This is a genomic window from Actinomyces sp. HMSC075C01, assembly GCF_001812965.1.
Lineage (GTDB): Bacteria > Actinomycetota > Actinomycetes > Actinomycetales > Actinomycetaceae > Actinomyces > Actinomyces acetigenes.
The window spans coordinates 15,560-27,794 of record NZ_KV810996.1 but is presented as its reverse complement, the minus strand read 5'-3'; the positions used below and the strand labels follow the sequence as shown (position 1 = coordinate 27,794).

The window sequence follows — 12,235 nt, the reverse complement described above, 5'->3', positions numbered from 1 at the left end:
AAAACGGTAGGGCTCCGCGAAATCTGCCCGGCTCGAAGAAACGCGCCGACGGTTCACGGAGCAGAGCCGGGATCGATCTCCTCGGGTCGGCGTCCCAGCATGAGGGCCACCTGCTCGACGACGACACGGTGCACCAGGTCGGCCAGCTCGGCCTCGTTCGTGGCTCGGGAGGCCACCGGTCGACGGTAGATGACCACGCGCGCCGGCAGCCCCGCGCGAGGCTCCGCGGTGAAGCCGCGTCCCAGGACCACCGAGCACTCCCAGGGCGCCGGATCCGAGGGCGGGACCTCCTCGACGGCGAACTGGATCTGATCCACCGGCGGCCAGCGCCTGGCCAGGTCCTGGGCAGCGTCCACGACCAGCTCGTCGAAGCGCTCGGCACGGGTGCGCCAGGCCGGCAGGTTCGGCGGCAGGAGCGGACCGCGCATCCCCCGGCCGTGACGGTCGCGACGACTACTCGGGCGCCGCCCCGGTGCCGCGGCGGATCGCGGGGGAGTCTGCCCGGGCGAGAAGGGGAACAGGTCTGTCACATCGGCCAGCCTAGGCGGCGTCTGGATGACCGGCGGGCAACGGCACGGTAACCTGCGAGCGTGAGAAGAGTCCGACACTGCCGCAAGCCCGGCTGCGAGCGCCCAGCCGTGGCCACCCTGACTTCCGTCTATGCGGACTCCACGATCGTGCTGGGGCCACTGGCCACCGAGGCCCAGCCCGAGGCCTATGACCTGTGCGATAAGCACGTCTCCTCCTTCACGGCCCCCCGCGGCTGGCAGATCATCCGCCTGGCCACCGATTTCGAGCCGGCGCCCCCCAGTGAGGACGACCTCCTGGCCCTGGCCGACGCCGTTCGTGAGGCCTCCCGCGCTCCGCGTCCGGTCGCCTCACCGGCCGAGCACCGGCCCCGCCCCGGCGGGATCATGCCGGCCTCCCTGACGGCGCCGCTGCCGCCCCCGCCGGAGATCGCCGAGGACGAGATCCTGCGGCGCGGGCACCTGCGGGTCCTACGCGGGCAGAAGGGTGACGCATGAACCGGCCGGACACCGCCCCCGTGCCTGAGCAGTGGGCCGTCCTCCCCTGCGGGCTGAGGTCCACTCTGCGCTGCCCGCTGAGCGGTGACGAGCTCGTTGACGGCCTCGACGAGGCCGGTCGCCCGACGCTGGTCTCCCGGAGTACGCACCTGGCCTACCCGGTGCGCGACGGCGTGCCGATCCTCCTCATCCACGAGGCATCACGTGTGACCGCGCCCGGCCCCGCCCCGCGGGGATAAGGCGGCTCGTCCCCGCCGTGGCCCGGACGGTCCGTCGGCGGGACGAGCCCGGGGTGCTTCAGCGCCGTCGGGTCTCCCGGCCCACCCCATAGGGCGGGCGGGCCATGTCTCGCAGCACGTCCTCCTCCAGCCGGCGGTTGCGGCTCTCCAGCACCAGCTCACGGTTGCGCCGCTCGGTGAGAACCGCGGCGAGGAACCGCTCAGGGTGCGTGCCCGCGGGAGGCGGGGGAGAGACGTATCCCTGGACCTGAGAGGCCAGCTCGAGCCCCAGCTGATGGCGCGAGGAGGGAACGAGGGAGGAGGCGCGCTGCAGGAAGGTGCGCGCCGTCAGGCTCAGTCCCCCGGGCAGGGCGCGCAGGTCCGTGCCCGCCGCCCACTGGACCAGCTCCGGGGGCATCAGCAGCGGCGGCGCCGTGTGGGAGCGGTGATGCTCTCGAACCACGTAGGTGCCGGCCAGCATGTCCCCGAACCTCTTCCCACGCTTGGAGACGATGCTGGCGCACAGGGCCGGCACGGCCCAGGTGCCCCAGATCTCGACGACGGCCAGCAGGGTTCGCACCAGGCAGTGGCGCAGCCTGACGGCGCCGCCGTCGTCGCGCACCACCCGGGCCCCGGTCACCATACGGCCCAGGCTCCGGCCCCCGCTGAGGAGCTCGACGAGCAGGGGGATGACGACCAGCCAGGCCAGGGCCACCAGGGACAGCAGCGCCTGAAGGAAGGCGAGGTTCTCAGCGAGGTCCGAGCCGTCGCCAATGACCAGTCCCATCACCACGAGCACTGACACTCCTGCCCCCAGGGCGTAGACGGTGTAGTCGATGAGCCCCGAGACCATGCGGTTGACGACCGTTGCCGGGGTGATGTCCAGGGCGACCGCCTCGCCGGTGATGAGCAGCTCAGGCTCGATCATTCGCTCGGAGGATGTGGGGGATGCGGCCATCATGACAGACTCCTTGCGTGGATCTTGATGCCTTCTCCGCGGCGCACCGCGATCAGTGGGAACGTCTCGATGTGCTCGTGGGGCGCGGCCACCTCAGCGGGGCTGAGACTGATGAGCTCGTGGTTCTCTACCGCACCTGCGCCCGCCATCTGTCGCGGGTGCGTTCGGCCGCGCCGGATCCGCAGCTCATCGCCGAGCTGTCCTCCCGAGTTGCCGCGGCCCGCGGCCGCCTGACCGGAACGCGGGAGGTGAGGAGCCACTCGGTGCGCCGCTTCGTTCTCCAGTCCGTGCCCGCGGCCCTCTACCGCATCCGGTGGTGGACCTGCGGAGTCATGGTCGCCGAGATCGCCCTGGCGCTGGTGGTGGGGGTGTGGACCCTGCGCAGTCCTGAGGCCATGGCCGCCCTGGGCAGCCCCGAGAAGCTGGACGCCTACGCCCATGAGGCCTTCGAGTCCTACTACTCCACGTACTCCGCCCCCGACTTCGCCGCTGCGGTGTGGACGAATAACGCCCGTATCGCAGCGATCTGCGTGGCCGGAGGGATCACGGGGTTCCTGCCGTTGTACATGCTGTACCAGAACGCCGTCGCCGTGGGACAGGCCGGGGCGATCATGGCCGACCACAACATGCTCGGCGTGTTCCTCTCGCTCATCTCGCCTCACGGCCTGCTGGAGCTGACCTGCATCTTCATCGCCGGCGCGGCCGGACTCAAGATCTTCTGGACGATGCTGGTCCCCGGCCGGCGCAGCCGCGCCGCCGCGCTGGCCGCCGAGGGACGCGCTCTTATCACGGTGGCCGTGGGCCTGACGGCCGCCCTGGCTGTTTCCGGAGTCATTGAGGCCTTCGTGACTCCGGCCCCCATTGCCTGGTCGGTCAAGATCACCATCGGGGCCGGTGCACTGGCACTGCTGTGGGCCTACACCCTCATCCTGGGCCGCTCCGCCGTTGCCGCAGGAGCCACGGGCGACCTCGAGGAGGACGAGGCCGGTTACGTCCAGCCCGAGGCCGGCTGAGCAGGCTGTTGTCGCGGTGCGCCTCATAGCCGCCCCGCCGCCTTGAGGTCCAGGTAGCAGTCGGCCAGTGCCGGAGCGAGCCCCTGGTCCGCAGCCTCCACGACCTCCACCCCACCGCGGCTCAGACGGCGGCGCACGGCGTGCATCTCCACCAGGTCCTTCTCCGCGGAGGCGGCCACGTACACGGAGTCGGTGTCGTCACGCGTCGATCTGAGCTCCTCCAGCTCGGGGTCCAGGGCCGAGCCGAGAACGACCGTGTGCTCCCGGGCCAGAGCCGCCAGTGTCCGAATCATCGTCGCGTCCCCGGCGCTGCCATCCAGGGCGGAGATGATCACCACCAGCGCACGCTGCGAGAGCGTGGTACGCACCAGGGAGGCCACGAGGGTCCAGTCGAGCTCGGTCAGGTGCGGCTCCACGTCGGTCAGGTGCTCGGCCAGCTCGGTCATGAGCACCGGTCCGGCGCTGCCCCGCACCTGTGCGCGCACGGCGTCGTCCATGGCCAGGACGTCGACCCGGTCGCCGGCGCGGGAGGCCAGGGCCGCCAGCAGCAGGGTGGCCTCGATCTGGGCGTCGAGCCTGGGGGCGTCTCCCAGCCGGGCGGCGGACAGGCGGCCCGAGTCGATGATGATGAGAACCCGGCGATCACGCTCCGGGCGCCAGGTGCGCACCAGCACCTCGCCCCGGCGGGCGGTGGAGCGCCAGTCGATGGAGCGCACGTCGTCTCCGACGACGTACTCGCGCAGGGAGTCGAACTCGGTCCCCTCCCCGCGCACCATGACGGCGCTGCGCCCGTCCATCTCCCGCAGCCGGGCCAGACGCGAGTGCAGGTGGCGACGTGAGCGGAAGGCCGGCAGGACCCGGACGGAGGCAGGAACATCCAATGACGCCTGCCGTCCCGCGATGCCCAGGGGACCCATCACCCTGACGGTCAACGGTCCCGCCTCGCGATCCCCTCGGCGTCGGGGCGTGAGCACCGTGGAATGACGACGGCGCTGGGCCGGTGGGAGCGTCATCGTCCCGCGCTCGTGGGTCGCTCCGGCGCTGGGGGACCAGGCATCGCGCAGCAGGAGGCGGACCGTGCGCCGACCGGTGTTGGTGAGCGTCAGTGTCGCGGTGATCGACTCGCCCAGCCGCACTCCGTGGCTCACGGAGCGCGAGGCTCGCAGCACCGTCGGCGAGGGCGCGCTCACCACATCGATCACGACGAGGACCATGACCACGCCGGCCCAGGCCAGTACGGTTGCCGGGCGCGGCGCGATGAGGACCAGGGCGATCCCCGCAAGCATCGCCCACACGGCGCGCATCGTCAGGAACATGCCACTCCTGTCGTGAGTCGGTCAGGTGATCGGTTCTGTGCTCGTGGTCGTCGGCCGACGCCTCAGCGGGGGACCGGAACGGTTCTCAGGACGGCCTCGATGACGGACTGAGGGGTGATGCCCTCCATCTCGGCCTCGGCGTGCAGCTTGATGCGATGGCGCAGAGCCGGCAGGGCCAGCGCCTTGATGTCATCGGGAGTGACGAAGGAGCGGCCGGCGAGCCAGGCCCAGGCCCGTGACGTGGCCAGGAGCGCCGTGGCCCCACGCGGTGAGACCCCCAGGGCCACCGAGGGCATGGAGCGGGTGGCGCGCACGAGATCCACCGCGTAGGCCAGCACCTCCGGCGTGACTCCGACGGTGCTCACCTGGGCGCGGGCCTGAGCCAGATCCTGGACCCCGGCGACAGCCCGTAGACCCGCCGAGGGCAGGTCTCGCGGATCGAATCCCGAGGCGTGGCGGGAGAGCACCTCGATCTCCTGGGCCCGCTCGGGCAGGGGCAGGACCAGCTTGAGCAGGAAACGGTCCAGCTGGGCCTCCGGCAGCGGGTAGGTCCCCTCGTACTCCACCGGGTTCTGGGTGGCGATCACCATGAACGGATCCGGCAGGGCCCGGGGCTCGCCGTCGATGGAGACCTGGCGCTCCTCCATGGCCTCCAGCAGTGCCGACTGCGTCTTGGGCGGGGTGCGGTTGATCTCGTCAGCCAGCAGGAGGTTGGTGAAGACGGGGCCGGCCCGGAAGGAGAACTGGGCGCTGCGGGAGTCGTAGATGAGCGAGCCGGTGACGTCTCCGGGCATGAGGTCGGGGGTGAACTGGATGCGTTTGGTCTCCACGTCCAGCGCGGTGGCCAGCGACCGCACCAGGAGGGTCTTGGCCACGCCGGGGACGCCCTCGAGCAGGACGTGCCCGCCGGCGAGCAGGGCGATGACCAGTCCGGTCACAGCCGCCTCCTGGCCGACGACGGCCTTGCCCACCTCGCTGCGCACGGCCACCAGGCGCCTGCGCGGGTCGGAGCCTGCCTCCCCGTGGGGGGAGGGCGAGGAGACCTGGGGGGCGCTGTGGGTCCCCGAGGCGCCGGGGCCCTCAGGGGCCTGGGGGCGGGGGGCGCCGGTATCCGCGTCGCCTGCGACGCCCGGGGCGCGGGTGGGGTCGGTGGTGTCCGTGCTCATGTGGAGTGAACCTCGCTCTCGAGTTGGTCGAGCTGAACTGCCAGGGTGGCCAGGGCACTGTCGCTGGAGGGCGGTGAACCGTAGAGAAGAGAGTCCACCGTGCCCGGGGCGATGCCCGAGGCCAGGGAGACGGCGGCGATGACGTCGCGGCGCGAGGTCCCGGGGGGCAGACCCAGAGTGGCGCCCAGACGCAGCGCGGTACCCGAGCGCAGGGCCTGAGCCGCCCGGGGCCGGTCCGAGCCCTGGCGGTAGAGACGCCCGCGTGCCACCGTGGTCTCGGTGGAGCGCACGACGACGGGCAGATCCTCGCTCACGATGCCGCCGAAGCGACGCCCCTGGACGATTGCCAGCGCTCCAGCGATGACGAGGAGCTGGAAGATGAGGACCGGTAGCCAGGGGGGTGTGGAGGGGGAGTTCCACACGGAGGGCGCCTCCCTGTGCTGTCCATCCAGCCACAGCAGGCGGCTGTGATGACCCAGCGCGCGTACTCCCAGGGCTGCGTGCCCCTCCTGGGCCAGGTGCGCGTTGGTCACCAGTGCGGGATCGGGCAGGACCCGCAGCGTGGCACCGCTGGGCAGGGAGTCCGTGGCATAGGCGTAACGGTCCTCGCCCACCGGGAAGCAGCCGACGGCGTCGCCATCGCCCTGCAGGGACACGGAGGCGCGCGTGCCGGCAAGGCTCCGGGCGGCCTGGGCGTCGGCGTCGTCGCACTGCGGCGCCAGGGTGGCCGAAGCCGTCGCCGCGGTGCCCTTGGCGGTCATGCCCGTCAGTCCCTTGAGGGCGTCGCTGCCGCCGTTGGCGCCGATGACGACGACGTCTCCGCCCGCCTGGGCCAGGTCCTGTCTGTCCTGGTCGCTGAGCTGGTCGGCGTTGACCACGGCGATGGTCGCGCCCTGGCGGCTGGCGTCCACGGCCTCGGTGAGGCTGCCCGCCTTGCTCACGGAGATCCCCTCGTGGCGCAGCAGCTCGGCGAGCGCCATGGTTCCCCAGTCCTTGGGGTTGTCAATGGCCAGGGGCGTCGTGGAGGTGACGGTCCGGGTCCACACGGTCACCAGGACGGGGATGAGCATGAGGGCCACCGCGATGACACCAGGGCGCCACCGGCGCCAGCGCCGGGACCAGGACGGTGCCGTCCCCCGGGCCTGGGAGACCTCGACCGGGGAGGGCGGGGGAGCGGAGGGCCGCGACGTCGTCGTGGAGGTGCTCATGCCTGCGTCCCCGGGTCCTGGGCCGAGGCGCCGACGAGGGCTCGTCCGACGGGGAAGGAGGCTGTGGCCATCTGATCGGCGAGCTCGCGCATCTGCTGGTCCTGGGCGCTGGTGGAGACGACCCGACCGTAGAGGACGGCGTCGAACAGGTGGGCGGCCTCGTACAGCGGGGACACGACCCGGTGCTCACCAAGGGCCCGGTGGGTGAGCGCGGCCGCCTCCAGGGCCGTCATGCCCGGGTACTCGTCGATGATCCCGCGTTCGTCGAGGGAACGGATGATGGCGCGGAAGCGTTCGACGACGGCGGTGGCGAAGTCGGCCCGTGCAGCCGCCGCGTCCGCGGCCCGGGTCAGGGTGTCGGCATCGCGGTCGTCGGTGAGCACCGACAGCGAGGGCGGCGTCGCAACCCGGCGCGCCGAGGAGAACCTGGTCAGCAGGAGGATCAGCAGCGCGAGGCCGGCGGCGGCGACGAGCACCACGATGAGTGTCGACACCCAGGGGGGAGCCCCGGGGACCAGGCCGTCGGCATTGAAGAGCCCCCGGAGCCAGCTCCAGAGCTGGTCCCACAGATCGCGATGATCGTGGTAGATCGGTCGGGAGAGCTCCCTGCCCGCGGCGCGCTGGGCCTCGTCGGCGTCGGGGGTCGCCGGGGCCTGCGCGCTGATCGTCCTGAGAGGTGTCACGGCCGGCTCATACCCCGGCGGCGTGACGCAGCTCGACGTCCAGGCCCTCGGAGCGCATCCGCAGGTCGGTGTACATGAGCGCGACCACGGCGGAGTCGAAGGGCAGGATCGCGGCCTGGATGAGGCTGTTGAGCAGCGTCGATACCACCAGGACCGCGATCGTGGTGTTCGGAGCGGCGTACACGATCCCCTGCGTGACGATGGACACGCCCTGGGACACTATCTGGGTGGCGACGAAGACGATGATGAAAGAAAGCAGGCGGATGCCGACGATCCGCCAGAAGTAGCCCCGGGTGAGGGTCCAGGAGCGGGAGATCCCCTCCAGGACGCCGATGTTCTCCAGGACCAGTGCCGCCGGTGCCAGGCACAGCTTGCACATCAGCGCGAAGCTCGCCAGCACGAGCACAGCGATCACCGCCAGGACCGCCAGGATGGCGAGGATGATGGTCCCGGCGGAGTCCTCATCGGCCCCGTTGGCGATGATGCTGCCCAGGAGAGCCCAGCCGATGCCGACGGCGATCGCGGCGAAGACGGCGGTGATGACGCCGAGGATGAGCTCGATGAGGAGCGTCTGGCCGATGAGCGCCCACATTCGCGGCCGGGTGCGCCGCCACACGTCGCTCAGGGACGCCTTACGGCCCAGAATGGTGCGTGAGACGGTCACGATGAGCAGGCCGATGATGATCGAGGTCGCCAGCATGCTCAGCACGCTGGTCACGCCGAGCTGGACGAACAGGCCCACCAACGATGACCCGAGCTGGTCCAGGCGGGCCCTGGTCTCGGCCTCGGAGAGCTCAATCTTCCCGGACGCCAGGTTCGGCAGGCCGAGCCGGGACATGAACAGGGCGAGGCTGCCGGCGGACATGAGCCCCACGATGCTCATCACCACCAGCGAGGGCACGAACATGGCCTTGGGGTTGGCGCGCAGGGACTCGAAGGCTCCCCCGAGGATCTCCCCGATCGACAGCGGACGCAGCGGAATGATCGAGGGCTTGGGGGCCAGGACCGACGTGTAGCCGCCGTAACCCGGATACCTGTACCCGGGGGCGCCCGGGGCACCGGGATAAGGGGGGTTACCGGGACCTGAGGCGCCTGCGTAGCCCGGCTGGCCCACCGGTGGCGTGTGGTATCCGCCGTAGCCGGGGTACTGGGTTCCCGGTGCTGTTCCCGGTGCCGGGTAGGAGGGGGCTCCTGTGAAGGCGCCGGCGTCGGGGGCCTGCCACCCGTCCTGGTCGCCTCCGACGAAGTCGCCGCCGGGGGCGCCGGGAGCCTCGCGGCCCGGAACTTCGCTCGGACCGCTGCCGTCAGGGGGGAAGTCGGTACTCATAAGTCCATGCTGTCATGCCCGGCCGTCGTCTGGCCCTCCCCCTGAAGGAGGAATTCGTGTCGCGGAGGCTCCGTGCGCGCCCTCGGACCGGGTTCGGGGGCGCTTCGAAGATCACGGTTCGGCCGCAATATTCCCGGCTTCTGGGTGCGCTGACGCCGGTTTTTCCCGCAACTGAGGGGATTCTCTTAATTTCCTGGGGAAACTGTGGGCGCCACCTCGGTGGCCCGGATGTCCCTCGGGTCCTGGGGCTCATGCCAAGATACGGGCTATGAGCACGCGCATTCTGGTCGTCGACGACGATGCATCCCTGGCCGAGATGATCGGCATCATGCTGGAGTCGGAGAGCTACACGCCCACACTTTGTCATGACGGAGCCAAGGCCCTGGACGCATTCCACGAGGTCACCCCCGATCTGGTCCTGCTCGACCTCATGCTTCCGGGGCTTGACGGCGTTGAGATCTGCCGGCTCATCCGCTCCGAGTCCGACGTGCCGATCATCATGCTGACCGCGCGCACCGACACCCAGGACGTCGTCGCCGGTCTTGAGGCCGGTGCGGACGACTACGTGACCAAGCCCTTCAAGTCCAAGGAGCTGCTGGCCCGCGTCTCCACCCGTCTGCGTCGCACCAACCCCGGTGCGGCCGAGCACGTGCGTGCCGGGGACCTCGACATCGACGTCGCCGGCCACCAGGTCAAGCGCGGCGAGTCGGTCATCTCCCTGACGCCGCTGGAGTTCGAGCTGCTGGTGACCCTGGCCCGCTCACCGTGGAAGGTCTTCACCCGCGAGGAGCTCCTCAGTCAGGTGTGGGGCTACCAGCACCCGGCCGACACCCGTCTGGTCAATGTTCACGTTCAGCGCCTGCGGGCCAAGATCGAGAAGGACCCCGAGCGCCCCTCGATCGTGGTGACGGTGCGCGGTGTCGGCTACAGGGTTGGCGAATCCGCGTGAGCGACGGCGCATCGGGCGCCATACAATGAACCCGATGCGTAATTCAGGGGGCACGTCGATGGGCTCATCGGTGGGCACCGCGGAGGAGCGGCTGGTTCGGCGTCTGCCTCTGCCGGGACTGCTGCGCCGCAGTCTCGAGGTGCGCATGGTGTGCACCGCCACCGTGATCGGTCTGCTCCTCATCGTACTGCTGCTGACCTTCGTGACCGACCGCATCCGCTCCGAGGTGTTCGCCGATCAGCGTGACGTCATCCTCGCCGACGCCGCGCTGCGCGCCAGCGTCGCCCAGGCCGAGTTCGACTCGACTACGGCAGTCACCGTTGACGAGGTCTCGGCCGCGGCGGAGCAGCAGGTCAACGGTGCCAAGAACTCGATCTCCTCCTCCGGAGGGGTGGGGGTCCTCATGCTGCGCAACGAGGAGGAGACTTCCACGACGGTCGTCAACGACCTGGAGACCGACACCCGCCTGCGCTCCCTCATCACCCCTGAGATGTCCCAGGCCCTCGACAAGGGCGGGGCGCGCGCCCAGTACTGGCAGTCGGTGGCGGTTCCCAACGATGAGGGGGGCACCGACCCGGGGCTCATCGTAGGGACCCGGGTGAGTCTGCCCCTGGCCGGGGAGTACGACCTCTACCTCGTCTACAGCCTGGCCAGCGAGCAGCGCATCGTCTCCCTGGCCTCGCGCAACATCACCATCGGGGGGCTGGGCTTCCTGGCCATCCTCATCGTCGTGGTGTGGGCCTTCACCAGATGGGTGCTCAGCCCCGTGCGGCACACTGCCCGGGCCGCGGAACGGCTGGCCTCCGGGCTGCTGGCCGAGCGGTTGAGCATCGAGGGGGAGGACGAGATATCCACCCTGGCCAGGTCCTTCAACCACATGGCGACCTCGCTGGAGGACCAGATCGAGCGCCTGGAGTCTCTGTCCAAGGTGCAGCGCCTCTTCGTCTCCGACGTCTCCCACGAGCTGCGCACCCCGCTGGCCTCGATCCGCCTGGCCACTGAACAGATCCAGGACGCGCGAGAGGAGATCTCCGATCCCTTCGCCCTGCGCAGCATCCAGGTCCTGTCCAACTCAGTGGACCGCTTCGAGACCATGCTCACCGACCTGCTGGACATCTCCCGCATCGACTCCGGCAACGTCAAGCTCCGGCTGGAGGAGGTCGACCTCGCCCAGGTGGTCGACACCGTCATTGAGACCACCCAGTTCCACTTCGACGCCACCGGCACCGAGCTGCGCCTCCACCTTCCCGAGGAGCCGGCCACCGCGGAGATCGATGTCACCAGGGTCGAGCGCATCATCCGCAACCTCGTGGTCAACGCGCTCGAGCACGGCGAGGGCAAGCCGCTGGACGTCACCGTCGCCGTGGACGCCGACGCGGTGGCGGTGCGGGTGCGCGATCACGGGATCGGCATGAGCCCCGACGTCGTCACCAAGGTCTTCGACCGTTTCTACCGCGCCGACCCCTCGCGCAAGCGCAGCCTGGGAGGGACCGGCCTGGGACTGTCCATCGCCATGGAGGACGCCCGTCTGCACGGCGGTCGCCTGTCGGCATGGGGGTGGCCGGCCGACGGCTCCTCCTTCCTGCTGGTCCTGCCCCGCACCCAGGGGGCCGACGGCGGTCCCGGCCGGCTCAGCGGCCCCGGGCCGCTCGAGCTCGTCCCGCAGGACGCGCCCGCGGTGGCCCGCGCCGGCATCCCCATCGACGAGGAGTCCTCCTTCTCCCCGGTCGGCCCCCTGGGGCCTGCGCCCGCAACCCGCCGGGCGCGCCAGAGCGTCGTCCTGGGCGACATCCCCCTGGCCGGGGAGAGCCATGACGCGGTCACCGAGGACGTCGGCCGGGTCGTCGTCGTCCTTCCCGGTCAGGAGCCCGCCACCCGCACACCCGAGGAGACCGACGAAGATGGGTGGCGCCGATGACGCAGCCAATGAACCGCAACGCGCCCACCCAGGGGCGCAGGTCCGTCGAGCCCGCCGAACTCACCGAGCCCACCGACTCCGTCGGCCCCTTCGGGATGCCCCCGTCCCGTCTGTCGCGACGTGGTGCGCTGGGACTGCTCTCGGCCGCGGCCGCCGGCGTGCTGACCGGCTGCACGGCGCTTCCGAGCTCCAGCGGTGTCACCCGCTCCGGGGTGGCCGCCTCCGACACCAACGCCCTCATCGAGACCGCGCCCGGACCGAATGAGGGGGACTCGGCCGAGGACATCGTCAACGGTTTCCTGCGCGCCACCATCGCGGGGTTCTCCGACGACTTCGCCACCGCCAAGCAGTTCCTCAGCGATCACGCCGTCGCGCAGTGGAAGCCCCTGGAGACGGTGAGCGCCTACAGCGGGTCGACCGAGCCGCAGGTCTCGGTGGCGGCCAACGGCTCCTT

At 70.7% G+C, this 12,235-nt stretch carries 12 protein-coding genes and 1 pseudogene; 6 read left to right on the top strand and 7 right to left on the bottom strand.

From position 1 onward, the window contains the following. Positions 1-53: 53 nt before the first annotated feature. Complete coding sequence (locus tag HMPREF2883_RS14760; RefSeq protein WP_075370834.1) at positions 54-530, bottom strand: metallopeptidase family protein; 477 nt, start codon at positions 528-530, stop codon at positions 54-56. 60 nt (positions 531-590) lie between these two features. On the opposite strand from HMPREF2883_RS14760, the gene HMPREF2883_RS07135 reads away from it, so the two are divergent. Both HMPREF2883_RS07135 and HMPREF2883_RS07130 read left to right on the top strand, forming a co-directional pair. Next, positions 591-1,025, top strand: coding sequence for a DUF3499 domain-containing protein (locus HMPREF2883_RS07135; protein ID WP_070660278.1), 435 nt, complete (start codon positions 591-593; stop codon positions 1,023-1,025). Next, complete coding sequence (locus HMPREF2883_RS07130) at positions 1,022-1,264, top strand: Trm112 family protein (RefSeq protein ID WP_070660275.1); 243 nt, start codon at positions 1,022-1,024, stop codon at positions 1,262-1,264. The genes HMPREF2883_RS07135 and HMPREF2883_RS07130 overlap by 4 nt, the downstream gene beginning before the upstream one ends. A 58-nt stretch (positions 1,265-1,322) precedes the next feature. On the opposite strand, the gene HMPREF2883_RS07125 is transcribed toward HMPREF2883_RS07130, so the two are convergent. After that, positions 1,323-2,204, bottom strand: coding sequence for an RDD family protein (locus HMPREF2883_RS07125; RefSeq protein WP_070660272.1), 882 nt, complete (start codon positions 2,202-2,204; stop codon positions 1,323-1,325). 14 nt (positions 2,205-2,218) lie between these two features. Between HMPREF2883_RS07125 and HMPREF2883_RS07120 the strand changes: the two genes are divergently transcribed. Then, a complete protein-coding gene (locus HMPREF2883_RS07120) occupies positions 2,219-3,214 on the top strand; it encodes a stage II sporulation protein M (RefSeq protein WP_070660269.1) in 996 nt (331 codons plus the stop codon). A gap of 23 nt (positions 3,215-3,237) precedes the next feature. Here the strand turns inward: HMPREF2883_RS07120 and HMPREF2883_RS07115 are convergent, their stop codons facing one another. The 5 genes from HMPREF2883_RS07115 to HMPREF2883_RS07095 form a co-directional block, all read right to left on the bottom strand. Continuing rightward, the gene (locus tag HMPREF2883_RS07115; RefSeq protein ID WP_070660265.1) at positions 3,238-4,530 is read right to left on the bottom strand and encodes a DUF58 domain-containing protein; all 1,293 of its coding nucleotides are present in this window, start codon (positions 4,528-4,530) and stop codon (positions 3,238-3,240) included. A gap of 62 nt (positions 4,531-4,592) precedes the next feature. After that, positions 4,593-5,696, bottom strand: a complete 1,104-nt coding sequence (locus tag HMPREF2883_RS07110) for an AAA family ATPase (protein WP_070660261.1) — start codon at positions 5,694-5,696, stop codon at positions 4,593-4,595. After that, positions 5,693-6,904 (bottom strand): DUF4350 domain-containing protein, encoded by a 1,212-nt coding sequence (locus HMPREF2883_RS07105; RefSeq protein WP_070660254.1) that lies wholly within the window; start codon positions 6,902-6,904, stop codon positions 5,693-5,695. The genes HMPREF2883_RS07110 and HMPREF2883_RS07105 overlap by 4 nt, the downstream gene beginning before the upstream one ends. After that, positions 6,901-7,587, bottom strand: a complete 687-nt coding sequence (locus HMPREF2883_RS07100) for a DUF4129 domain-containing protein (RefSeq protein ID WP_070660252.1) — start codon at positions 7,585-7,587, stop codon at positions 6,901-6,903. The genes HMPREF2883_RS07105 and HMPREF2883_RS07100 overlap by 4 nt, the downstream gene beginning before the upstream one ends. 7 nt (positions 7,588-7,594) lie before the next feature. Continuing rightward, positions 7,595-8,914, bottom strand: coding sequence for a DUF7847 domain-containing protein (locus tag HMPREF2883_RS07095; protein WP_070660249.1), 1,320 nt, complete (start codon positions 8,912-8,914; stop codon positions 7,595-7,597). Positions 8,915-9,182: 268 nt separating this feature from the next. On the opposite strand from HMPREF2883_RS07095, the gene mtrA reads away from it, so the two are divergent. From mtrA to HMPREF2883_RS07080, 3 genes and pseudogenes are all read left to right on the top strand, one after another. Then, positions 9,183-9,863 (top strand): MtrAB system response regulator MtrA, encoded by a 681-nt coding sequence (gene mtrA / locus HMPREF2883_RS07090; protein WP_070660245.1) that lies wholly within the window; start codon positions 9,183-9,185, stop codon positions 9,861-9,863. Positions 9,864-9,897: 34 nt separating this feature from the next. Then, positions 9,898-11,781, top strand: a complete 1,884-nt coding sequence (gene mtrB / locus HMPREF2883_RS07085; protein WP_070660242.1) for an MtrAB system histidine kinase MtrB — start codon at positions 9,898-9,900, stop codon at positions 11,779-11,781. After that, positions 11,778-12,235 (top strand): annotated as a pseudogene (locus HMPREF2883_RS07080) (spore gernimation protein); the annotation flags it as partial. The gene mtrB and the pseudogene HMPREF2883_RS07080, both read left to right, overlap by 4 nt.

Coding starts and splice junctions, on each gene's coding strand:
- HMPREF2883_RS07095 (WP_070660249.1), bottom strand. CDS start 8,914: ATGAGTACCGACTTCCCCCCTGACGGCAGCGGTCCGAGCGAAGTTCCG.
- mtrA (WP_070660245.1), top strand. CDS start 9,183: ATGAGCACGCGCATTCTGGTCGTCGACGACGATGCATCCCTGGCCGAG.
- HMPREF2883_RS07105 (WP_070660254.1), bottom strand. CDS start 6,904: ATGAGCACCTCCACGACGACGTCGCGGCCCTCCGCTCCCCCGCCCTCC.
- HMPREF2883_RS07115 (WP_070660265.1), bottom strand. CDS start 4,530: ATGTTCCTGACGATGCGCGCCGTGTGGGCGATGCTTGCGGGGATCGCC.
- HMPREF2883_RS07130 (WP_070660275.1), top strand. CDS start 1,022: ATGAACCGGCCGGACACCGCCCCCGTGCCTGAGCAGTGGGCCGTCCTC.
- HMPREF2883_RS07110 (WP_070660261.1), bottom strand. CDS start 5,696: ATGAGCACGGACACCACCGACCCCACCCGCGCCCCGGGCGTCGCAGGC.
- HMPREF2883_RS07125 (WP_070660272.1), bottom strand. CDS start 2,204: ATGATGGCCGCATCCCCCACATCCTCCGAGCGAATGATCGAGCCTGAG.
- mtrB (WP_070660242.1), top strand. CDS start 9,898: ATGCGTAATTCAGGGGGCACGTCGATGGGCTCATCGGTGGGCACCGCG.